Genomic DNA, 20,478 nt, shown 5'->3' with positions numbered 1-20,478 from the left:
GAGCCTCCTATACGCCGCCGAAACTGCCGGCAAGGGTGCCGATGATCAATGCCCAGCCATCCACCAGGACGAAGAGCATGATCTTGAACGGCAGGGAGATGATCAGCGGCGAGAGCATCATCATGCCCATCGCCATGAGCACGCTGGCGACCACCAGGTCGATGATCAGGAACGGGATGAAGATCATGAAGCCGATCTGGAATGCCGTCTTCAGCTCGGAGGTGACGAAGGCCGGGACCAGGATGGTCAGCGGCGCCTCATCCGCGCTGGCGATGTCGGTGCGCTTGGACAGACGCATGAACAGGTCCAGGTCGCTGGCGCGGGTCTGCGCCAACATGAAGTTCTTGATCGGCACTTGTGCCTTGGCCACTGCGTCCTGTGCCGTCATCTGCTCGTTGAGATAGGGCTGCAGGGCATCGCGATTCACCTGGTCGAACACCGGCGCCATGATGAACATGGTCAGGAACAGCGCCAGGCCGACGAGGATCTGGTTCGACGGCGTCTGCTGCAGGCCCAGCGCCTGGCGCAGGATGGAGAAGACAATGATGATCCGCGTGAAGCTGGTCATCAGCATGACGAACGCCGGGATGAAACTCAGCGCCGTCATGATCAGCAGGATCTGCAGGCTTACCGAGTATTCCTGCTGGCCTTCCGGATTGGTGGACAGCGTAATGGCGGGCACCGACAAGGGGTTGTCAGCGCCCAGGGCCAGCGGCGCGGCCAGCACCAGCAGCAGCGCGATGAGGAGGCGGTGCAGGGGCATCAATGCTTGTCCTTGCCGAGCAGTTCCATCAGACGTTGGGCGAATTCCGGGCTGGCGACTTCGGCGTCAGCCTGGGGCACGGGCTCCTTCAGCACATGCAGCGGCGTGATACGCCCGGCGCTGAGGCCCAGCAGAATCTGTTCGCCCCCCACCTGGACCAGCACCAGCCGATCTCGCGGACCCAGCGCCTGGCTGGCCACCAACTTGATCACCTGGCCGCCACGCGGCCCAAGTTGCTGTACCCGACGCAGCAGCCAGGCGAGCAGGAAGATCAGCCCCACCACCAGCAACAGACCGAGCGCCAGTTGCCCGAGCTGGGCGGCCATGCCAGTGCCGGCCTGAGCCGCAGCGGCGGCGGGCGCCGGAGCGGTCGCTGCGGTTTCGGCGGTTTCGGCGGCGAAGCCGGTCATGGGGAAGAGAAACAGCCCCGCGAGCAGAAAACGGCGCATGGCTTCAGCGCAGCTTCTTGATGCGTTCGCTTGGGCTGATCACGTCAGTCAGCCGGATACCGAACTTCTCGTTGACCACCACCACTTCGCCATGGGCGATCAGGGTGCCGTTGACCAGCACGTCCAGCGGCTCGCCAGCCAGGCGGTCGAGCTCGATCACCGAACCTTGGTTGAGCTGCAGCAGGTTGCGGATGGTGATATCGGTGTTGCCCACTTCCATGGAAATGGACACCGGGATATCCAGGATCACATCCAGGTTGGGGCCGTCCAGGCTCACCGGACCGTTGGCCTTGGGTACGCTGCCGAACTCCTCCATGGGGGCACGCGGCGAACTGGGGGCACTGCTGGCACCCTGGTTCATCAGCGCGTCGATATCGTCCTGGGACGCGTCGCCGGCTTCGGCCAGGGCGGCAGCCCATTCGTCGGCCAGGGCCTGCTCTTCGGGAGTGGTAGTGTCCATGTCGTTTGCCATCGCTTGACCTCGGCTGGCTCTGAATTCGTGGGTAGCGCGCAATCAGCGCTGGCGTTCGATCGGTTCGAGGATCTGCAGCGACAGGTTGCCCTTGTGCGACCCCAGCTTGGCCTTGAAGGCCGGCACGCCATTGGCGCGCATGATCATGTGTTCGGGCAGCTCCACCGGAATCACGTCGCCCGGCTGCATGTGCAGGATGTCCCGCAGCTTGAGCTGGCGACGCACTACGGTGGCACCCACCGGCACGCTGACGTCGAGGATGTCTTCGCGCAGGGCCTTGATCCAGCGTTCGTCCTGGTCATCGACATCGGACTGGAAGCCGGCGTCGAGCATCTCCCGGATCGGCTCGATCATCGAATAGGGCATGGTGATGTGCAGGTCGCCACCGCCGCCGTCCAGTTCGATATGGAAGGTGGAAACCACCACCACTTCGCTCGGGCTGACGATGTTGGCCAGGGCCGGGTTCACTTCCGAGTTGATGTACTCGAAGTTCACGTCCATCACGGCGTGCCAGGCTTCGGCCAGGTCGACGAAGGCCTGGTCCAGCACCATGCGGACCACGCGCAGCTCGGTTGGGGTGAACTCGCGCCCCTCGATCTTGGCGTGGCGACCGTCGCCGCCAAAGAAGTTGTCCACCAGCTTGAACACCAGCTTGGCGTCGAGGATGAACAGCGAAGTGCCGCGCAGTGGCTTCATCTTCACCAGGTTGAGACTGGTGGGCACGTAGAGCGAATGCACGTACTCGCCGAACTTCATCACTTGCACGCCCCCCACCGCCACGTCGGCCGAGCGACGCAACAGGTTGAACATGCTGATGCGGGTGTAACGGGCGAAGCGCTCGTTGATCATTTCCAGGGTCGGCATGCGCCCCCGGACGATGCGGTCCTGGCTGGTCAGGTCATAGCTTTTGACGCTGGTCGGGTCCGCATCGGTTTCGGTTTCAACCAGGCCGTCGTCGACACCGTGCAACAGCGCGTCGATTTCGTCCTGGGACAGCAGGTCTTGAACAGCCATGGTTGTACCTTGCCTACTGCAATACGAAGTTGGTGAAGAGCACTTGTTCGACGGTCACCGCGCCCGTTTCCTGCTTGGCCAGCTCCTGCACGGTGGCGGTGGCCTGCTGGCGCAGCATCTCCTTGCCCACCGGCGTGGCCAGGGCTTCGAAGTTCTGGCTGGAGAACAGCATGACCAGCTTGTTGCGCAGCACCGGCATATGCACCTTGAGGGCGTCCATCTGGGCCTGGTCGCGGGTCATTAGCGCAACGCTCACCTGCATGTATCGCTGGCGACCGTTCTGGTTGAAGTTCACCACGAAGGCGGGGGCCAGCTCCTGGTAGATGGCTGGCTGTTTGGCCGGCGCACTGGTGGCTTCCTCTTCGGCCGGTTCGGCGCCTTTATCGCCACCGCTGAGGAAAAACCAGGTAGCGCCCACCGACAGGCCGATTGCCAGCAACAGCGCAGCCACGCCCAGAATGATGAGCTTCAGCTTGCTCTTACCGCCTGCTGCACCACCCTCTGCCGGGGCCTTCGCTTCTTTCTTCGCCATGCCAATAATCCGTCGCCGAACGGGGCAAGCCCGCCTTTTCCTGGGGAATGAGCAAGTGTTATGCCAGCTCGCCAGCCAATCGGCAGCTCGGGCAATTGCTTTCAGGGCTGCGGATATACCAGTGTCGGGGGGCGGCTGTCACGGGGTTCCCTCTCCCCCTGAAGAGGAGAGGGACCGGGGGAGAGGGCGTCAGGCGTAGAAATCCACCAATCCCCGCCCACCACTTGTCGAGGCCGGGCGGATCTCGCTGTGGCTCACCGAGATATCTTCGTCACTGCTCCCACCAAAGTCGGCACGGCCGCCGGCAGATCGGCGTTCGCCGTCACCGCCCTGCCCTTGCCAGCCACGGCTCAGGGATTGGTCGGAAACGTTCACGTCGAGCTGGTTCATGCCCTGCTGGGCGAACATATCGCGCAAGCGATGCATCTGCCCTTCCAGCGCATCGCGCACGTTGGCATTGGGACTGGCGAAGGTCACCTGGGTCTGGTCCTGGGTCATGTTCACCCGTACTTCGAGGCGGCCCAGCTCTTGAGGATCAAGCTGGATCTCGGCGGACTTGAGGTTCTGGCTGGACAACCACATGACCCGATCCACCACCGCTTCGCTCCAGCCCCCCTGCTGCATGGCCACCGGTTGTCCCGGCACCAGGGCCGGCGTGCGCTGGGCCTGGGCGGTCTGCTGGCTGATGGCCTGGCTCAAGGCATTGAGACGGTTGGCGAGCAGTTCGTTACGCACCTCCCCCTTGTTCTCGCCAAGCCCATCGGCCAACTCAACTGAAAGTTCGGAGGACGACAGCGCCTTGTCCAGCTCGCCCTCACCGGCTTCCAGCGGTTCATCGGCGAAGGCTGCCAGGGCACTGGCGAAGTCCTGGTCAGCGCCAGGCGCAGTCTGAGTCGCGCTCTGCACCTGCTGGGCTGCTGCCTGGGCCGCCTGGTCCTGGGTCATCTTCACTGCCGGCAAGCCGTTGAGCTGATCGAGGTCCGGGTCGAGGGCGGCTTCGCTCAGGGTGGCCGGCGCCGAGCTGTTCACTGGCGGCGCAACGGGCAGGGCCGACAGTGCGTCGGCGGCGCCATCCGCCTCGACCGGTGCCGCATCGGCGGGCAGTTGGCCAGTCATTCCCATGAGCAGCAACGGGTCCATCACAGGCTCGTCGGGGGCCTCCTTGGCGTCGCCTTCTTCGGCCGGCAAGGGCTTGCCGCTATCGGCAACAACCGGCTGGCTGGCGGCAGGGTCGGTCGCAGGCGTGTCCTGGCTTGCCGTCTCATCCGACTTCGTGCTGGCCTGTTTGGCCGCCGCTTCATTGCGTTCAGCGGCCTTGGCCTGACGTTCTTTCGCGTACATCTGGGCGAAGCTGGAAGCCTCGCCCTTACTGGTTTCCGCCGGTTTCTCCGGGGCTTTTGCGGCCGGTGCTTTCGGCTTCACCTCAGGCCTGGCCTGAAGAAGCAGATCGGGGGCAACGGGCATGGGCACTCTCCGCTCGGGTTGGTTCGTGCCAAGGGAAGTGCAAAGGATGGGCCAACATGCTGGCCGAAAGCTGGGGGGCAGATCAGTGCGCCAGGCCGCGACGTTCTTCCTGCAGCAGGTCGCGGACGATGAGGAACTCCTGCTCGATCTGCGGGATGACGGCAGCCGCATCGGCAAGTTGCTCGCGCCGGGCAATGTCTTCCAGTTGCTTGCACAGCCCCGCCAGCACGGGAGCGCCCATGTTGCTGCAACTGCCCTTGAAGCTATGGGCCGCCAGGCGCAAGGCCTGGCTGTCGTGCACAGTATTCGCCTGCTGGATCTGCCGCAGGCGCTCCGCTGAGTCCGCCAGGAAGGTATCCAGCAGCACTGGAAACTCGTCCTCCATGACTTCCCGCAGGGAAGACAGCACAGAATGGTCGAGATGGATATTGGACAAACCCGTCACTCCCTGTACTGAACGTCGGAAAATTATGCCCGAGTGGGCCAACGGAACTCCACGTGTATGCCCTTGCCGTCTTCAGCGGGCTCGCAACGTGCCGTCAGCTGACTGATCAGGGTGAGGCCCCGACCACAGAGGCTGTCCGTCGAGGGCTGCTGAGCCAGGACCGTGCCCACGTCGAAGCCTTTGCCGCTGTCTTCGACATGGATCAGCAACCGCCCTCCCCGGCCTTCTGGGACCAGTTGCAGATGAAAACGCACGTAGCCCTCCTCCAGCCCGGCCAGGCGCTCGCTGCGCTCCCGATAGTAGCGGGCGAAACCTTCGGCGTTACGCTTGAGCGACGAATCCAACCCCAGCACGCCGTGCTCCAGGGCGTTGGAGTAAAGCTCGGCGAGCACCGTGTAGAGGGCGCCCCCCTGATCGCGCAGCCCCTGGACCTCCAACAGCAGTTGCAGCAGAAAAGGCAGCGGATTGAAGCGTTTCAACGTCTGGGCACGGAATTCGAAGGACGCGGACCAGTCCAGGGGGCTGGCCTGGCCACTGTCAGTGAAGGCCAGCTTGGCACGCTCGGTGGACTCTTCGAGCATGCGCACCTCGATCATGCTCACATCGTCCTGGGCATGGCCGCGAAAGGCGCTCAGGGCCAGTTGGATCTCGTCGAACAGACGACTGCCGTCACCGCTGGCGTCGAGCACGGCGCGCAACCGCTCGTCGCCAAAGGTTTCTTCATTGTCATTGCGGGTTTCCAGCACACCGTCGGACACCAGGAGGATGCGGTCACCGGTCTCGATGGGGTAGGACTCGAAATGCGCGTTGAAGCTGCCCTGGTCGAGCACCCCCAACGGCAGGTGGCGCGACACCAGCGGCACCAGTTCGCCGTTGCCGGCGCGACGCAGGTAGCCATCGGGCAGGCCGCCATTCCACACCTCGACCAGGTGTCGCTGGAAGCTCAGGTTGAGGAACGTGGCACAGCAGAACACCCCCACCGGCAGGATGCGTTTCAGCTTGGCGTTCATCTCGCGCAGGATGTCGGCCATGGCATAGCCCTTGGCGGTCATGCCGTAGAACACTTCGGCCAGGGGCATGGCACCGATGGCCGCCGGCAGGCCGTGGCCGGTGAAGTCGCCGAGCAGCACGTGCATGCCACCCGAGGGCTTGTAGGCCGCCAACAGCAGGTCACCATTGAACAGCGCGTACGGCGATTGCAGGTAGCGAATGTTCGGAGCGCTGAGGCAACCGGAGTGCGCCACCTTGTCGAACACAGCCTTGGCCACCCGCTGTTCGGTCACCAGGTGCTCATTGTGGCGAGCGATCAGGTCGCGCTGCTGCAACACGGTGTCCTGCAAGCGACGCAGTCGGTCCAGGGCCTTGATCTTGGCTTCGAGGATGACCCGGTTGTAGGGCTTGGCGAGAAAGTCATCGCCGCCCGCCTCCAGGCAGCGCACCAGCGCTTCGTTTTCCGTCAGAGACGTGAGGAAGATGATCGGCACCAGGGCTTCGCCCGCCAGTTGCTTGATCTGGCGGGCAGCCTCGAAGCCGTCCATCACCGGCATCAGGGCATCCATCAGCACCAGTTGCGGCTGTTCCTGCTGGAACAGCGCCACGGCCTCACGACCGTTGGCGGCGGTCAGGGCGCGATGGCCCTGGCGGTTGACGATGGTGGACAGGAGCAGCCTGTCCGCCGCGTTGTCCTCGGCAATCAGGATCGTCAGCGGCGACGGCATGGCAGCGGGCCTCAGGCGATCTGGAACAATTGTTCGAAGTTGGAAATGGCGAGGATCTTGCGGACGTCGGGGTTGCAGTTGGCGAGGCGAATCTGCGCCCGCTCGCCACCGGCGTGATCACGCAGCAGGAGCAGCATGCCGAGTGCGGAGCTGTCGAGGTAGGTGGTGCCCTTGAGGTCCACGACGTAGCGCTTGGGGGTGAAGTTGACGCGCTCGTAGGCGTCGCGAAATTCCTGGTGGGCGCCGAAATCGAATCGTCCCTGGATGGTGATGGTCAGCTCCTGCCCATCGTCTGAGGGCATCGAGGTAATGGCCATGCAAAGCTCCTTGTTCAAGTTCGGAATACGCGTGGTGAAGATTTAGCACCCACCCTTGAGGCAGGGCAACTGGAAAGCGGCGCCTAGGAAGAATTTATGGTTCTGAGATGACGCGTTGAAGAACAGATTGTGGACCGTAGGATGGGTAGAGCGGAGCGAAACCCATCCTACCGACGCCCCCTACTCCTCACCCCTGGCCGGCCGGCGCTGGACCAGCTCGTCCAGCAGCTTCTGCTCGCGCTTGTCCTCGACCGCACGTGCTTCGTCGAGGTAGCGCTGCACGAGTTTGCGTAGCCCCTCGAGTCGCGCGTAGCGCTGTTGCCACGCCGCACGCGCCTTGTCGAGGTTGTCGCGGTGCCATTTGAGGCTCTGCATCTGCTGGCCGATGGCGGACTCGAGCTGGGACAGAAAGCGCTGGTAGTTCATGAGCCATTGGCCGGAAACGCCGCGTCGGCCTTCCTCGATCCACTGCTGCTGGTAATCGGAGCGGTAGCGCTCCAGTTCACCCAGCTTCATCTCGGCCTGGGTCACCTGGCCCTGGCAACGACCCAGCATGCGTGCCGCTTCGCGCTCGGCACGTTCGGCCATTTCGACGACCGGCGCCAGGCGCGCCGCGCGACTGCGGGACATGCGCTATCAGCCCTGGATGCCCAGGGAGGCAGCCAGCCGCTGGGCGCTCTGGGCCAGGCTCTCGCTCTCGTCGAGCCCCTGGCGCAGGAAGGCGCTCATGGTCGGCTGGCGAGCAATGGCCAGATCGGTGTCAGGATCGCCGCCGGCAACATAGGCGCCCACGCTGATCAGGTCGCGGCTCTGCTGGTAGCGCGACCAGAGCTGCTTGAAGCGTTGGGCCATTTTCATGTGCTCCGGGCTGACCACCTGGGGCATTACCCGGCTGATGGAGGCCTCGATGTCGATGGCTGGGTAGTGACCTTCCTCGGCCAGACGACGGGATAACACGAAGTGACCGTCGAGCACCCCCCGCGCGGAGTCGGCGATGGGGTCCTGCTGGTCGTCGCCTTCGGAAAGGACCGTGTAGAAGGCGGTAATGGAACCGCCGCCCTGCTCCGCATTACCGGCTCGCTCCACCAGCTTCGGCAGTTTTGCGAACACCGATGGCGGATAGCCTTTGGTCGCCGGCGGCTCGCCGATGGCCAGGGCGATTTCGCGCTGGGCCTGGGCGAAGCGGGTCAGGGAATCCATCAGCAGCAGGACATTCTTGCCCTTGTCGCGGAAGTATTCGGCGATGCGCGTGCAGTACATGGCCGCACGCAGGCGCATCAGCGGCGCGTCGTCCGCCGGGGACGCGACCACGACGGAGCGCTTGAGGCCTTCCTCGCCGAGGATGTGCTCGATGAATTCCTTCACCTCGCGGCCCCGCTCACCGATCAGGCCGACGACGATGATTTCCGCCTCGGTGAAGCGGGTCATCATGCCGAGCAGCACGCTCTTGCCCACGCCGGTACCGGCGAACAGGCCGAGGCGCTGGCCGCGACCGACCGTGAGCAGGGAATTGATGGAGCGGATTCCGACGTCCAGGGGTTCGCTGATGGGGTGGCGCTTCAGCGGGTTGATGGTGGGACCATCCATCGGCACCCAGTCCTCGGCCCTCATGCCGCCCTTGCCGTCCAAGGCGCGGCCGGCGCCATCGAGCACACGGCCCAGCATGGACATGCCCATGGGCAGGCGGCCGGTATCCGGCAGCGGAACCACGCGGGCGCCAGGCGCGATACCGGAGAGGCTGCCCACTGGCATCAGGTAGATCTTGCTGCCGGAAAAGCCCATCACCTCGGCTTCCACCTGCACGGGGTGGTAGCTGTCATCGTTGATCACCAGGCAACGACTGCCCACCGGCGCACGCAAGCCTTCGGCCTCCAGGGTGAGGCCCACCATGCGCAGCAGGCGGCCTTCCACCAGGGGTTGCGAGGGCAGATCGATCACATCGTTGTAACCCGCCAGACGCTTGGCGAAGCTGGCGCGCTCAATACGCATGGTCGAGGCTGTCCGGGGAATCCAGGTCCATGACCAGGTCGGCTGCTGGCGGATGGACCTTCTGTTCGCGCTGCTGCTCGAAGAGCTGCTTCATGGCCTGGCTCAAGCGCGTCTCGATGCTGGCATCGATACGCGAATGCTCGGTCTCGACCCGGCAACCGCCCGGCTCCAGCGATTCGTCTTCGAGGATGCGCCAGGTTTCTTCATGCCGTTCACGCAGCGCCTTCACCTGCTCGAAGTCCTGCGGATTGATGTGGATGCGCAGGTTGTTGGCGCCCATGGGCAGCAACTTCAGGGCCTCACGCAGGACATGGCGGATCTGGCTGGAATCCACGCGCAGCTCGCGCTGGATCACCTGGCGGGTGATCAGGCTGGTGAGATGCACCAGGGACTCCTCGATCTGCCGGTCCTGCTCGGCGATGGGGTCGAGCAACTGCGCCATCAGCGTGTCGAGTTGCGCGAGCCGGGCATTCACAGCGACCTCGGCCTCCTGCCGGGCCTTGAGCTGGCCGGCGTGGAAACCGTCCCGCTCACCGGTGGCGAAGCCTTCGTTGTAGGCGTCCTGGCGGATGGCCTCGAGCTCGTCCAGCGTCAGCGGCTTGACGTCTTCGACCGGCACTTCCTCGATCTGCGGTTCGGGCTCAGGCTCGGGCGCCGCAGCCAACGGCTCTTCTGGTACCGCCGGCTCGGGAGCGTCCGGGTCGAAGCTGGGCAACGACCAGCGGTCAAAGACGTTGACGTCCTTGGCGCGGATCAGTTCGCTTGCCTGTTCCTTGCTGGCCATGGTCGCCGCCTCAGATCATTTCTTCGCCGCCCTTGCCACCGAGGACGATTTCCCCGGCTTCGGCCATGCGGCGGGCGATGGTAAGGATTTCCTTCTGCGCCGATTCCACGTCACTGACGCGGACCGGGCCCTTGGCCTCCAGGTCGTCGCGCAGCAGTTCAGCGGCACGTTTGGACATGTTCTTGAAGACCTTTTCCTTGATGGCTTCATCCGAGCCCTTGAGGGCCAGCACCAGCACATCGGAAGAAACCTCGCGCAGCAGTGCCTGGATACCGCGGTCGTCGACATCGGCCAGGTTGTCGAAGACGAACATCAGGTCTTCGATCTGGGTCGAGAGGTCTTCGTCCACTTCGCGGATGGAATCCATCAGTTGGCCTTCGACCGAGCTGTCGAGGAAGTTCATGATGTCCGCCGCGCGCTTCACGCCGCCCATGGTGGTACGGGTGGTGCTGGCGTTGCCGGCGAACTGCTTCTCGAGGATCAGGTTCAGTTCCTTGAGTGCCGAAGGTTGTACGGTGTTCAGCGACGACACGCGCAGGACGATATCCAGGCGCACCTTGTGGTCGAAATGGCTGAGCACCTCGGCGGCCTGGTCCGGGTCCAGGTAGGCGACGACGATGGCCTGGATCTGCGGGTGTTCGTAGCGGATCACGTCAGCCACGGCACGCGGTTCCATCCACTTCAGGCTGTCCAGGCCGCTGGTGCTGCCGCCCAGCAGGATGCGGTCGATCAGGTTGTTGGCCTTGTCCTCACCCAGGGCCTGGGTGAGCATCTTGCGGATGTAGCCGTCGGCACCGACGCCCAGGCTGGTCTGGTCGCCGACGATCTCGACGAACTCACTCATCACCTGCTCCACCTGCTCACGGTGGATGTTGCGCATCTGGGCCATGGCGACGCCAACCCGCTGCACTTCCTTCGGCCCCATGTGCCGGAGCACCTGGGCAGCGTCAGTCTCGCCCAGGGACAGCAGCAGAATGGCGGCCTTGTCGACCTTGTTCAGCTTGGCAGGGGCGCGATTATCACTCATCGGCGTTGATCCATTCTTTGACTACCAGGGCCACGCGGCCAGGATCTTCGGCCACCAGGTTCTTGATGGCATTGAGCTGCGCATCATACCCGTCGCTCGGACTGGGCAGGAGGATGCTTTGCGGTCCGCCAAGGCTGACGCGGTCATCCGACAGCTCGCCGGACAGCCCCATCTCGCCCAGGTCGGCATCGCCGTTGCGGCCGCCTTCAAGATCCTTGCCCTTGCCGCCGCTGATGTTGTTCAGCACCGGACGCAGCACGCCGAACACCAGCACCAGGATGAAGAGCACACCCAGCACCTGCTTCACCACATCCCAGAACCAGGGCTGGGTGTAGAACGGAATGTCGATGACTTCTTCGGCGCCGTCGGCGATGAACGCGGTGTTGATCACGCTGACACTGTCGCCCCGGCTGGCGTCGTAACCCACCGAGTCCTGGACCAGACGGGTGAAGCGGGTGATCTCGTCGGCAGTCCAGGGCACCCGGGTGGCTTCGCCGGTTTGCGGGTCGACCTTGACCTGGTCGTCCAGCACCACCGCGACGGAAAGCCGACGCAGGCGGCCCTGCTGCTGCTTGGTGTAGCTGATGGAGCGGTCCAGTTCGAAGTTGCGCGTGGTCTGGTCGCGCTTGTCAGTGGGATACGGCGCGAGCATCGGCTTGCCGGTGGTCGGGTCGATGATCTGCTGGCCGTTGTCATCCAGCAGCGGTTGGCCCGGCTGCACGCCCGCGGCTGCGGCGCCCGTGGCCTGCTGCGGCGCGGCGCCGGGTGCCGGGGGCTGGTTCGACAGGGCACCGGGGACGCCCTGCGGGCCGCCATTGTTCTGCCGCTCTTCAGCAAGCTTCTGCTCGCTGCGCAGGGCTGGCTGGTCCGGGTTGAACATCTCGGAGGTGGATTCGACGGTGCTGAAATCGACGTCGGCCGAGACCTCCGCCTTGTAACGACCGCTGCCCAGCACAGGCTGCAGGATGCTGTGCACGCGCTGGGTGTAAAGGGTTTCCATGCGACGGGTGTAGTCGAACTGCTTGCCGGCCATGGTCAGCTCGGACAACTCCTGCTGGTCGGACAGCAAGTTGCCCTTCTGGTCGACGACGGTGACCTGGGACTTCTCCAGTTCCGGCACGCTGGTCGCCACCAGGTTGACGATCGCCATCACCTGGCTCGGCTCCAGGCTGCGGCCGGGGTAGAGCTCAACCAGTACGGAGGCCGTGGGTTTGCGTTCGTCACGCACGAACACCGAGCTCTTCGGAATGGCCAGGTGCACACGCGCACCCTTGACGTTGTTCAGGCTGGAGATGGTGCGCGCCAGCTCGCCTTCCAGGCCGCGACGGTAGCGGGTGGCTTCCATGAACTGGCTGGTGCCGAGGCCCTGCTCCTTGTCGAGAATCTCGAAGCCGACGGTGTTGTCGCTGGGCGCCACGCCAGCGGCGGCAAGCTTCATGCGGGCACGGGCGAGGTCGTCGGCCTTCACCAGCAGGGCGCCGGAGTTGGGCTCGATCTTGTAGGGGATGTCGGCGGCGCCCAGGGCTTCGACCACCTGGTTGGCATCCATCCCCGACAGGCTGCCGTACAACGGGCGATAGTCCGGCTGCTGCGACCAGAGCACCACGGCAAAACCGATCGCGACACTGGCGGCCAGGCCGACCAGCAGGCCGACCTGACGCAGCATGCTCATCTGCGAGAGGTTATCCAGGAAAGACAGGCCGAAAAGCGGCTTCTTCTCTTCCGGTGCATCTGCCTTGGCGGGGACCTTTGCAACAGCTGCTTCAGCCATTTCTCAATCCGTCCTCAAACCGGCATCTGCATGATGTCTTGGTAGGCCTGGACCAGCTTGTTCCGCACCTGGGTCATAGCCTCGAAGGAAACGCTGGCCTTCTGCGACGCGATCATGACGTCAGTGAGGTCAACGCCCTTCTGCCCGACCTCGAACGCGGTGGCCATTTCGGTGGAGACCTTCTGGGTATCCGCGACCTTGTTGACCGCCTGGCCGAGCATGTCGGCAAAACTCGGCGCTCCGGCCTCCGGCGCTGCCACGGGGGCAGGCTTGGCACGGGCCATCGCGTCCATCTGCATGGAGCGCATTTCCAACATCAGGCGATTGAATTCAACACCCTGGCTCATCACATTCCTCCAACTGCCGCGATTTTTTGACGCTACGCGGTCCGATAAAGGGGTATCTGCAACAAGGGTGCCAAAAGCTCAGGAACGGGTGTTACGGGGAAGCCGCAAGGGTGGATCACGCTTCACCGATCCACCATTCGCCCCCCGGCATCGCGCCGCTGGTGGATGGAAAAGCGCCGCAGGATAGCTTCAAACGTAGGATGGGTAGAGCCTGCGAAACCCATCGGTTCGGGATGATGGGTTTCGCCTCGCTCGCGGAATGCCATCCACCTCTTCCGACGAGAGCTGACTTCCGCCGTCAACTGGCGTAGAGGTAAGCCTCGACGTCCATGCCGGCATCGCGCATCTGCGCGAGCTTGTAGCGCAGGGTGCGTGGGCTGATGCCCAGGCGTTCGGCGGCTTCCTTGCGACGGCCGCGTTCGGAACGCAGGGTGTCGATGATCATCTGGAACTCGTGGCGGCGCAGGTCATCCCCCAGGGCACTGGGCGCTTCGGCGGGCGCGGCAGCCACCGGCAACGGCACCACGGGCGCAGAAACAGTGACCGGAGCGACTGCCGGCGCGGCGGGCGCAATAGCCATGCCGATGGGGGCGGTCAGGCACAGGTCGTGAGGCTGCACCACCCCTCCCTGCTGCAGGATCAGCGCGCGCTGCACGGCGTTGTCCAACTCGCGCACGTTGCCCGGCCAAGCGTGGGCCAGCAGCGCTTCCCGGGCTTCGCTGGAGAAGCGCACGGCGGAGTGATTCATTTTTTTGACGTGCTTGGCCAGCAGACGCTCGGCCAGCGGCAGAATGTCCGCCGGACGCTCCCGCAGCGGGCGCCAAGCCAGGGGGAACACGGAAAGACGGTAGTAAAGGTCTTCCCGGAAACGCCCAGCCGCCACTTCGCCGGCGAGGTCACGGTTAGTGGTGGCGAGCACGCGGATATCCAGGCTGATCGGCCGGCGCGCGCCCACTCGCTCCACCTCACGCTCCTGCAGTACACGCAGCAACTTGGCCTGCAGGCCCAGCGGCATTTCGGAAATTTCATCAAGTAGGATGGTGCCGCCGTCTGCCAGTTCGAACTTGCCCGGCGCGCTGGCGATGGCACCGGTGAAGGCGCCCTTCTCATGACCGAACAGGGTGGCTTCCAGCATGTTGTCCGGAATGGCTGCACAGTTGATGGCGATGAAGGGACCGTTGGCCCGGGTGGACTGCTGGTGGATGTACTGCGCCAACACCTCCTTGCCGGTGCCGGACTCACCCGAGATCAGCACAGTGGAATCGCTGCGTGCCACGCGCGCGGCCAGTTCGAGCAACTGGCGGCTGGCTGGCTCCAGGGCTACGGGGCCGTCGCTGATGGCCTGACTCACACGCCCCAAGGCATGCCGCGCCACAAGATCCAACAGGGTATTGGGTTCGAAGGGTTTCACCAGGTAATCGGCGGCGCCCTGGCGCATGGCATCCACCGCGCGCTCCACGGCGCCGAAGGCGGTCATCAGCAACACCGGCAACTGCGGGTAGCGCTGACGGACGATGGCCAGAAGTTGGTGGCCGTCCATGCCGGGCATGTTGACGTCGCTGACCATCAGCCCGAAGGACTCCTCACCCAGCGCCACCAGGGCAGCCTCGGCGCAGTCCACCGCACGGTAGTCGTAGCCGCCGATCAGCAAGGTGTCCGCCAGGGCTTCACGCAGGGCGCGGTCGTCTTCGACCAGCAGAATTTTGGCAGTCATCGTCCTTTACTCCTGAAAAACCGAATGTGCCGCGGGAATCAGCGGCAGGACCAGGGTGGCGCAAGTACCGCGACCGGGACGCGAGCGCAGCCGCAGCTCGCCCTGGTGGGCACGCGCCACCGCCTTGACCACGGCCAGCCCGAGTCCGGTGCCGGTGGTCTTGGTGGTGAAGAAGGGTTCGCCCAGGCGCGCCAGGGTGGCGGCGTCGATACCGGGGCCGTTGTCACTGATGGTCAGGTGCAGATCGCCACCGCGCCGGTAGAGGTGGACCTTGAGGCGCAGTTCGCGACCGGCGGCCTGGTTGGCGTTCTCGATCAGGTTGAGCATCGCACCGACCAGGGTGTCGCGATTACACAGCAGTTCGCCCTCGGCGAGGTCGCACTGCCAACGCACGTCCTTGCCTTGCACATGGGACTCGGCCGACGCGCGCAGGGCGGAGAACAGCGCCGACGGCGCCAGGCGGTCCGGTAGCGGCAGCTCGCCACGGGCGAACACCAGCATGTCGCGAACCTGGTGCTCCAACTCATGCAGCCGCTCCTTGAGACGACCAGCAAAGCGCTGCTGCTGATCCGTTGGCAGCACCTGCTGGGTCAGGTGACTGGCATAGAGCAAGGCCGCAGACAGCGGCGTGCGGATCTGGTGAGCCAGGGAGGCGACCATGCGCCCCAGGGCAGAAAGGCGTTCGTGGCGGGAAAGCTGATCCTGCAGGCGACGGGTTTCCGTCAGGTCGGTGAGCAGAACCAGTTGGCCAGGCTCGGCATTCAGGGAGCGGGTGGCAATGGAAAGACGGCGTCCATCCTTGAGGGAGATTTCATGGCCATCGTCTTCGCGCGGGGCGAAGTTACGCGCGATCACTTCGCGCCAGAGCATGCCCACCAGGGGTTGGCCGAGCAGGTTGCGCGCCACGGGATTGGCTTCGCGCACCACGCCCTGCCCATCGATCACGATGACGCCGCCGGGTAGCAGGTCCAACAGGCTCTGCAGGCGGTTGGCGAGCCGCTCCTTTTCCGCCAGCTCCTGCATGCGCTGGGCACTGACCAGGGCCAATTGGCCCTTCAGCTCGGTGACCCGCGCTTCCAACAGGCTGTAGGACTCGCTGAGCTGGGTCGACATCTGGTTGAACAGCGCAAAGGCTTGTTCAAGACCCGCGCGACTGGCCTGTTCGACGGGGGCGGTTTCCGGATTCTGTGCGGGCGTAACGGCGTGGCTCATGCTCTTCTCTCGCTCCATCGACCGTCAGCAGACGGTCGGTCGAGGGAGATATAGCAATACCCGTGCCTAAAATTTAATCCTTTAAAAACAACGACTTGGAAAAAGCGGAATTATTCTTCCGCCAATTCCTCGTCGCGACGGCTCATGCCGTACTTGCGCATCTTCTCCACCAGGGTGGTACGGCGAATGCGCAGACGCTCGGCGGCACGGGCCACGACCCCGGAGGCGTCGTCCAGTGCTTGCTGGATCAGGCCCTGCTCCAGGTTGCCGAGGTAATCCTTGAGATCCAGGCCTTCGGGCGGCAGCAGCGCTGGCGCGGCAACACCCGGAAGACCGGCGCCGATGGCTGAACGCTCTTCGATCTCTTCGCGCAGGCTGGCCTTGAGTTGCTCGTCCTCATCATCCACATGGCGGAATTTCTTCGGCAACTCGCTAACGCCGATGACGCCGTAGGGATGCATGATCGCCATGCGCTCAACCAGGTTGGCCAATTCACGGACGTTGCCCGGCCAGTCGTGGTTGCACAGCGACATGATGGCGGCGGAGTTGAAGCGGATGGAGCCGCGCTTCTCGTGCTCCATGCGCGAGATGAGTTCGTTGATCAGCAGCGGGATGTCTTCCACACGCTCGCGCAACGGCGCCATCTCGATGGGGAAAACGTTGAGGCGGTAATAAAGGTCTTCGCGGAAGCTGCCCGCCTCGATCATCTGTTCGAGGTTCTTGTGGGTGGCCGCGATGATGCGCACGTCGACGTTCTGGGTCTTGTTGCTACCCACGCGCTCGAAGGTGCGTTCCTGCAGCACTCGCAACAACTTGACCTGCATCGGCAGCGGCATGTCGCCGATCTCGTCGAGGAACAGGGTGCCGCCGTTGGCCAACTCGAAGCGCCCTGCCCGGCTGGTGATGGCGCCAGTGAAAGCACCCTTCTCGTGGCCGAAGAGTTCGCTTTCCAGCAGCTCCGCCGGGATGGCGCCGCAGTTGACCGGTACGAATGGCGCTTCGCGACGCTTGGAATGGTAGTGAAGGTTACGCGCCACCACTTCCTTGCCGGTACCGGACTCGCCCAGGATCAGCACGCTGGCGTCAGTGTCGGCCACCTGCTGCATCATCTGGCGGACCTGCTGGATGGCACGACTGGTGCCCACCAGGCTACGGAACAGGTTGGGTTCGCGCTGGCGGCCACGCTCGCGGGCGTGGTCGTACATTTCGCGGTAGACCTGGGCGCGATGCAGGGAGTCGAGCAGCTTGTTGTAGCTGGGCGGCGTCTCCAGGCTGGCCAGCAGGCGACGGCGAAGGTCTTCAGGCCAGTCGGCCTGGACCTGGTCACCGATCAGCAGGACCGGCAGGAACTCATCCCAGGCCAGCAACTGCTTGATCAGTTCGAGCGCACCGCCCTTGGCACCGACCTCGCCCAGCATGACGCACAAGACGTCGCGGCTGGAGCTCAAGGGTCCCGTCACGTCGCGCCAGTCATCACTGCCGCAGTCCAGGTACTCTTCACCGAGGAAATTCAGGATCACCGCGAAGTCGCGGCGGCGATCGCTATTGTCGTCGATCAGCAGAATCTTGGTTTCACGCCACATTGTCTGGTTCTTGCTTTTAGGGCTGAACGCCGTTTTCCACGGCGCATGGGCAGACGGTGCATCTCGAAAGGAGGATCGACCGGCAATTGGCCACTAGTAAAGTGAAAAACCCTTGCCGAGTCAATTTTATGGCGTGCTTTTTTTGGTTCAGCCGACGGAATGGCTAAGCGGTTGTCGGAGCAGTATCGAACTAGTGGCAGATGGGAATCGCAGCGCCATCAGCCGAACAGCTTGTAGACCTTGGCGCCCTGTTGGGCCTGATTGAGCTGGACCAGCTCACCCGCAATACGTTGCTGCTCCGACTGACAGATGGAAACCAGCTCGCGATAAAGGCCAAGCAGTTCTTGCAGGCGACTGCCGAGCGCCTCGACATCATCCACCGCATCGACCATGGCGTCATCGACCACCTGACGGCAGAGCTGGTCCAGCTCACCGATGGCTGCCCAGTCCTGACGAGCCAGCGCATCACGCAGAGCGCTGCCGGTTGCTTCAAGACGCTGGACTGATGCATTCATTGGAATTCTCCTGCCAACCCGGACGGCATCACTGGGCGATGCCATCCCATCCGGTTTTCACGTTACGCAACAACCCTGCTACTTCATCCACCAGCGCAGCGTCGCTTTTCAGGTTCGCTTCGAGCAGGCGGGACACCATGTACTCGTAGAGTGCATCGAGGTTGGCCGCGATATCGCCGCCCTGCTCGAAGTTCAGGCCATCACGCAGACCGCCAATGATAGCGATTGCCTTGCCGATCAGCTCGCCTTTTTGCGCCAGCTGACCACGCTCGATGGCGCCACGGGCTTGGGCGAGGCGCGTCAGGCCGCCTTCCATGAGCATCTGGATCAGCCGATGGGGGCTGGCATCCACGGCCTGGGCCTGGGTGTTCACGGACTGGTACTGCTTGAGGGCCGCCATCGCGTTCATGTTCGCTCTCGCTCGTGTGTCGGGCTTGGATACCTAATGTATCGGCAGCACCCGCGAGAGCTTTAGCCCGCAGCTTTGCGGATATCAGGAAATTTCCGCAGCGACCGGTGCTTCCACTTCCGGACCGATGGAATCCCACGCCTGCTTGATCTCCAGCAGAAGCGTCTCGACCTCGTCAATGGGACGCGGCGAGCTGTCCAGCGCGACGCGAGACAGGCGACGGGTCATGTAGTCGTAGAGGGCATCGAGATTCTCGGCGATCTCGCCACCGAGCTGCTTGTCCAGGCTGGCCTGGAGCACACCGATGATGCTGAGGGTCGAGCCGACCGCCATGCCACGCACTTCCGGATTACCGGTCTCCAGGCCGTGACGAGCAAGGGACAGGCGCTCCAGCGCGCCATCCAGCAGCAGCTGCACCGCACGGTAGGGAGTAACTTCCTGGCTGGTCTTGACCTGCTTGTAGGTATCGATTGGATTGGCCATTACTTAGCTCTGCTTGACTACGCCGGGAAGGTTGGAAAGCGCCTGGCTCAGCCGGTCACTGGTCTGGGTCAGGCTGGCGATCAGGGAGTCCATGGCGTTGTACTGGGCGTACAGGCGCTTCTGGACCTGTTCGATTCGCTGGTTGAGCTTGGTGCGCTGGTCCGTGACCGAATCGAGGGTGTCCTGCAGGCCGTCCTGGCGCTTGGCGAGGATGCCCCCTGTCCCGGTATAGGCGTCCAGCTTCGAATTCATGCGAGCAGTCAGCCCGTTCTCGCCAGTGAAGAAACCAGCGACGGCCTCGTACTGGGTGCTGAGGACCTTGTCGAGTTTCGAGTCTTCAATCTTCAGCGTACCGTCCTTCTGGGTGGTTATACCCAGGTCGGACAGCAAGGAGATGCCATCCTTCTGACCCGACGGATTCACCAGTTCGTTGCGCACGGTGGACACCACCGAGCGCACCGTGGCATCGCCCACGAGGGCGCCAGTCACGGGAGCCTTGTCCTCACCGACCGAGGTCACCGACGTCAGCGTCTTGGTCACCCCCATCAGCTTGTTATAGGCATCGACGAACTTCTTGATGTTGCCCTTCACGGTCGCGGTGTCCTGCTCGACCGTTACCTTGAACTTTTTGCCGGGCTCAGCACTGACCAGGTTGAGGGTGACGTCGGAAATCGCGTCGGACACTGTATTGCTGGCGCTGCGCAGGCTCAGGCCGTCGATCGTGAATTCCGCATCCTGGGCCTGAGAGATGTAGCCACTGCTAGCGGCATTGTTTCCGTCCAGCGCGGTCAGGGCACCGGTGGGGCTGGAAGTCGGATCGTTGTCGGCGAAGTTGCCGATGCGGAAGGCTTCGAGTCCGGCAGAGGCCTGGACATAGATATCCTTGCCCGCGCCCGTGGTATTGGAACTGAGCACCAGGCGCGATGAGCCATCCGCCGGGTTGCTGACGATGTTGGCGCTGACGCCCTTGTCCTTGAGCGCGGTATTCAGGCTGTCACGTATCTCGGAAAGAGTGGCGCCAGCAGCGACCTGCACGTCAACGCCGCGATCACTGGGTCCGAGCTTGACGGTGAGCGTACCGGCTGCGGCTGCGGTGGCGTTCTTGGCGAAGGTGGCGGTGCCGACCTTGCTGGCGGTAGCAAGTTTCTCAACGGTGACCTGATAGGTCCCCGAACTCGCTTTATTGGTGGCGGTAACGGTCGCCAGGTCGGTGTTGCTGGACTTGGCCGAGCGCTTGGCGAACAGGTCGCTGGAGTTGAGGTCCTTCAGCGCGGTCTGGAACTCGCTAATGGCACTCTTAAGCTGGCCGACCGCGGAGAACTTCGATGTAGCGGTCTTTTCCACTCGGGTCAGCTGGGCTTCCTTGGGCGCTCTTTCGGCGTCCACAAGGGCCTTCACGATGCTGTCGATGTCGATGTTCGAACCGAGTCCGGTTATGCCAGCCATTTTTCCGTTACCTCGCCAATCGTC

22 protein-coding genes are annotated in these 20,478 nt (G+C 63.7%); all 22 read right to left on the bottom strand.

The annotated features are described in order from the left end of the window. Positions 1 to 7: 7 nt before the first annotated feature. Positions 8 to 763: a flagellar type III secretion system pore protein FliP gene (fliP, locus tag G559_RS0101555; protein WP_028626558.1), complete on the bottom strand. Its 756-nt coding sequence runs from the start codon at positions 761 to 763 to the stop codon at positions 8 to 10. Continuing rightward, a complete protein-coding gene (fliO, locus tag G559_RS0101550; protein WP_028626557.1) occupies positions 763 to 1,212 on the bottom strand; it encodes a flagellar biosynthetic protein FliO in 450 nt (149 codons plus the stop codon). Before fliO ends, fliP begins: the two co-directional genes overlap by 1 nt. Before the next feature lie 4 nt (positions 1,213 to 1,216). After that, entirely contained in the window at positions 1,217 to 1,684 is a 468-nt protein-coding gene (gene fliN, locus G559_RS0101545; protein ID WP_028626556.1) for a flagellar motor switch protein FliN, read from the bottom strand. A gap of 42 nt (positions 1,685 to 1,726) precedes the next feature. Continuing rightward, positions 1,727 to 2,698 carry a flagellar motor switch protein FliM gene (gene fliM / locus G559_RS0101540; protein WP_028626555.1) on the bottom strand — a complete coding sequence of 324 codons (972 nt, stop codon included), beginning with the start codon at positions 2,696 to 2,698 and terminating at the stop codon, positions 1,727 to 1,729. 13 nt (positions 2,699 to 2,711) lie between these two features. Continuing rightward, positions 2,712 to 3,230, bottom strand: a complete 519-nt coding sequence (gene fliL, locus G559_RS0101535; RefSeq protein WP_028626554.1) for a flagellar basal body-associated protein FliL — start codon at positions 3,228 to 3,230, stop codon at positions 2,712 to 2,714. Between the two features lie 189 nt (positions 3,231 to 3,419). Next, positions 3,420 to 4,694: a flagellar hook-length control protein FliK gene (locus tag G559_RS0101530; RefSeq protein ID WP_028626553.1), complete on the bottom strand. Its 1,275-nt coding sequence runs from the start codon at positions 4,692 to 4,694 to the stop codon at positions 3,420 to 3,422. A gap of 82 nt (positions 4,695 to 4,776) precedes the next feature. Continuing rightward, positions 4,777 to 5,130, bottom strand: a complete 354-nt coding sequence (locus tag G559_RS0101525) for an Hpt domain-containing protein (protein WP_028626552.1) — start codon at positions 5,128 to 5,130, stop codon at positions 4,777 to 4,779. A 32-nt stretch (positions 5,131 to 5,162) separates the two neighbouring features. Continuing rightward, on the bottom strand, positions 5,163 to 6,857 hold the full coding sequence (locus tag G559_RS0101520; protein WP_028626551.1) for an ATP-binding SpoIIE family protein phosphatase: 1,695 nt from the start codon (positions 6,855 to 6,857) through the stop codon (positions 5,163 to 5,165). An 11-nt stretch (positions 6,858 to 6,868) separates the two neighbouring features. Then, positions 6,869 to 7,174 (bottom strand): STAS domain-containing protein, encoded by a 306-nt coding sequence (locus tag G559_RS0101515; protein WP_028626550.1) that lies wholly within the window; start codon positions 7,172 to 7,174, stop codon positions 6,869 to 6,871. Between the two features lie 180 nt (positions 7,175 to 7,354). Beyond that, a complete protein-coding gene (fliJ, locus tag G559_RS0101510) occupies positions 7,355 to 7,804 on the bottom strand; it encodes a flagellar export protein FliJ (RefSeq protein ID WP_028626549.1) in 450 nt (149 codons plus the stop codon). Between the two features lie 6 nt (positions 7,805 to 7,810). Continuing rightward, a complete protein-coding gene (fliI, locus tag G559_RS0101505; RefSeq protein WP_028626548.1) occupies positions 7,811 to 9,163 on the bottom strand; it encodes a flagellar protein export ATPase FliI in 1,353 nt (450 codons plus the stop codon). Next, a complete protein-coding gene (gene fliH / locus G559_RS0101500; RefSeq protein WP_028626547.1) occupies positions 9,153 to 9,947 on the bottom strand; it encodes a flagellar assembly protein FliH in 795 nt (264 codons plus the stop codon). The genes fliI and fliH overlap by 11 nt, the downstream gene beginning before the upstream one ends. Positions 9,948 to 9,957: 10 nt before the next feature. Further along, a complete protein-coding gene (fliG, locus tag G559_RS0101495) occupies positions 9,958 to 10,974 on the bottom strand; it encodes a flagellar motor switch protein FliG (protein WP_028626546.1) in 1,017 nt (338 codons plus the stop codon). Beyond that, complete coding sequence (fliF, locus tag G559_RS0101490) at positions 10,967 to 12,745, bottom strand: flagellar basal-body MS-ring/collar protein FliF (protein ID WP_028626545.1); 1,779 nt, start codon at positions 12,743 to 12,745, stop codon at positions 10,967 to 10,969. The genes fliG and fliF overlap by 8 nt, the downstream gene beginning before the upstream one ends. A gap of 14 nt (positions 12,746 to 12,759) precedes the next feature. Next, positions 12,760 to 13,092, bottom strand: a complete 333-nt coding sequence (gene fliE, locus G559_RS0101485; RefSeq protein WP_028626544.1) for a flagellar hook-basal body complex protein FliE — start codon at positions 13,090 to 13,092, stop codon at positions 12,760 to 12,762. 298 nt (positions 13,093 to 13,390) lie between these two features. Next, positions 13,391 to 14,806 carry a sigma-54-dependent response regulator transcription factor FleR gene (gene fleR / locus G559_RS0101480; protein ID WP_028626543.1) on the bottom strand — a complete coding sequence of 472 codons (1,416 nt, stop codon included), beginning with the start codon at positions 14,804 to 14,806 and terminating at the stop codon, positions 13,391 to 13,393. Between the two features lie 6 nt (positions 14,807 to 14,812). Continuing rightward, positions 14,813 to 16,018: a sensor histidine kinase gene (locus tag G559_RS0101475; RefSeq protein WP_028626542.1), complete on the bottom strand. Its 1,206-nt coding sequence runs from the start codon at positions 16,016 to 16,018 to the stop codon at positions 14,813 to 14,815. 110 nt (positions 16,019 to 16,128) lie between these two features. Beyond that, the gene (locus tag G559_RS0101470) at positions 16,129 to 17,601 is read right to left on the bottom strand and encodes a sigma-54 dependent transcriptional regulator (RefSeq protein ID WP_028626541.1); all 1,473 of its coding nucleotides are present in this window, start codon (positions 17,599 to 17,601) and stop codon (positions 16,129 to 16,131) included. Between the two features lie 218 nt (positions 17,602 to 17,819). Next, positions 17,820 to 18,116 carry a hypothetical protein gene (locus G559_RS0101465; protein ID WP_028626540.1) on the bottom strand — a complete coding sequence of 99 codons (297 nt, stop codon included), beginning with the start codon at positions 18,114 to 18,116 and terminating at the stop codon, positions 17,820 to 17,822. Positions 18,117 to 18,144: 28 nt separating this feature from the next. After that, entirely contained in the window at positions 18,145 to 18,525 is a 381-nt protein-coding gene (gene fliS, locus G559_RS0101460) for a flagellar export chaperone FliS (RefSeq protein WP_028626539.1), read from the bottom strand. 84 nt (positions 18,526 to 18,609) lie between these two features. After that, a complete protein-coding gene (gene fliS, locus G559_RS0101455; RefSeq protein WP_028626538.1) occupies positions 18,610 to 19,008 on the bottom strand; it encodes a flagellar export chaperone FliS in 399 nt (132 codons plus the stop codon). Between the two features lie 3 nt (positions 19,009 to 19,011). Next, positions 19,012 to 20,454 carry a flagellar filament capping protein FliD gene (gene fliD, locus G559_RS0101450; protein ID WP_028626537.1) on the bottom strand — a complete coding sequence of 481 codons (1,443 nt, stop codon included), beginning with the start codon at positions 20,452 to 20,454 and terminating at the stop codon, positions 19,012 to 19,014. Between the last annotated feature and the right edge of the window lie 24 nt (positions 20,455 to 20,478).

The sequence above is a fragment of the Metapseudomonas resinovorans DSM 21078 genome, assembly GCF_000423545.1.
GTDB lineage: Bacteria > Pseudomonadota > Gammaproteobacteria > Pseudomonadales > Pseudomonadaceae > Metapseudomonas > Metapseudomonas resinovorans.
Note: the sequence above shows the minus strand (reverse complement) of the source record. Positions and strands in the feature narration are given on the sequence as shown.

What these genes read in the sequence shown, in the direction of transcription:
- fliP (WP_028626558.1), bottom strand. Translation starts at nt 763, where the DNA reads ATGCCCCTGCACCGCCTCCTCATCGCGCTGCTGCTGGTGCTGGCCGCG.
- fliO (WP_028626557.1), bottom strand. Translation starts at nt 1,212, where the DNA reads ATGCGCCGTTTTCTGCTCGCGGGGCTGTTTCTCTTCCCCATGACCGGC.
- fliN (WP_028626556.1), bottom strand. Translation starts at nt 1,684, where the DNA reads ATGGCAAACGACATGGACACTACCACTCCCGAAGAGCAGGCCCTGGCC.
- fliM (WP_028626555.1), bottom strand. Translation starts at nt 2,698, where the DNA reads ATGGCTGTTCAAGACCTGCTGTCCCAGGACGAAATCGACGCGCTGTTG.
- fliL (WP_028626554.1), bottom strand. Translation starts at nt 3,230, where the DNA reads ATGGCGAAGAAAGAAGCGAAGGCCCCGGCAGAGGGTGGTGCAGCAGGC.
- G559_RS0101530 (WP_028626553.1), bottom strand. Translation starts at nt 4,694, where the DNA reads ATGCCCGTTGCCCCCGATCTGCTTCTTCAGGCCAGGCCTGAGGTGAAG.
- G559_RS0101520 (WP_028626551.1), bottom strand. Translation starts at nt 6,857, where the DNA reads ATGCCGTCGCCGCTGACGATCCTGATTGCCGAGGACAACGCGGCGGAC.
- G559_RS0101515 (WP_028626550.1), bottom strand. Translation starts at nt 7,174, where the DNA reads ATGGCCATTACCTCGATGCCCTCAGACGATGGGCAGGAGCTGACCATC.
- fliJ (WP_028626549.1), bottom strand. Translation starts at nt 7,804, where the DNA reads ATGTCCCGCAGTCGCGCGGCGCGCCTGGCGCCGGTCGTCGAAATGGCC.
- fliI (WP_028626548.1), bottom strand. Translation starts at nt 9,163, where the DNA reads ATGCGTATTGAGCGCGCCAGCTTCGCCAAGCGTCTGGCGGGTTACAAC.
- fliH (WP_028626547.1), bottom strand. Translation starts at nt 9,947, where the DNA reads ATGGCCAGCAAGGAACAGGCAAGCGAACTGATCCGCGCCAAGGACGTC.
- fliG (WP_028626546.1), bottom strand. Translation starts at nt 10,974, where the DNA reads ATGAGTGATAATCGCGCCCCTGCCAAGCTGAACAAGGTCGACAAGGCC.
- fliF (WP_028626545.1), bottom strand. Translation starts at nt 12,745, where the DNA reads ATGGCTGAAGCAGCTGTTGCAAAGGTCCCCGCCAAGGCAGATGCACCG.
- fliE (WP_028626544.1), bottom strand. Translation starts at nt 13,092, where the DNA reads ATGAGCCAGGGTGTTGAATTCAATCGCCTGATGTTGGAAATGCGCTCC.
- fleR (WP_028626543.1), bottom strand. Translation starts at nt 14,806, where the DNA reads ATGACTGCCAAAATTCTGCTGGTCGAAGACGACCGCGCCCTGCGTGAA.
- G559_RS0101475 (WP_028626542.1), bottom strand. Translation starts at nt 16,018, where the DNA reads ATGAGCCACGCCGTTACGCCCGCACAGAATCCGGAAACCGCCCCCGTC.
- G559_RS0101470 (WP_028626541.1), bottom strand. Translation starts at nt 17,601, where the DNA reads ATGTGGCGTGAAACCAAGATTCTGCTGATCGACGACAATAGCGATCGC.
- G559_RS0101465 (WP_028626540.1), bottom strand. Translation starts at nt 18,116, where the DNA reads ATGAATGCATCAGTCCAGCGTCTTGAAGCAACCGGCAGCGCTCTGCGT.
- fliS (WP_028626539.1), bottom strand. Translation starts at nt 18,525, where the DNA reads ATGAACGCGATGGCGGCCCTCAAGCAGTACCAGTCCGTGAACACCCAG.
- fliS (WP_028626538.1), bottom strand. Translation starts at nt 19,008, where the DNA reads ATGGCCAATCCAATCGATACCTACAAGCAGGTCAAGACCAGCCAGGAA.
- fliD (WP_028626537.1), bottom strand. Translation starts at nt 20,454, where the DNA reads ATGGCTGGCATAACCGGACTCGGTTCGAACATCGACATCGACAGCATC.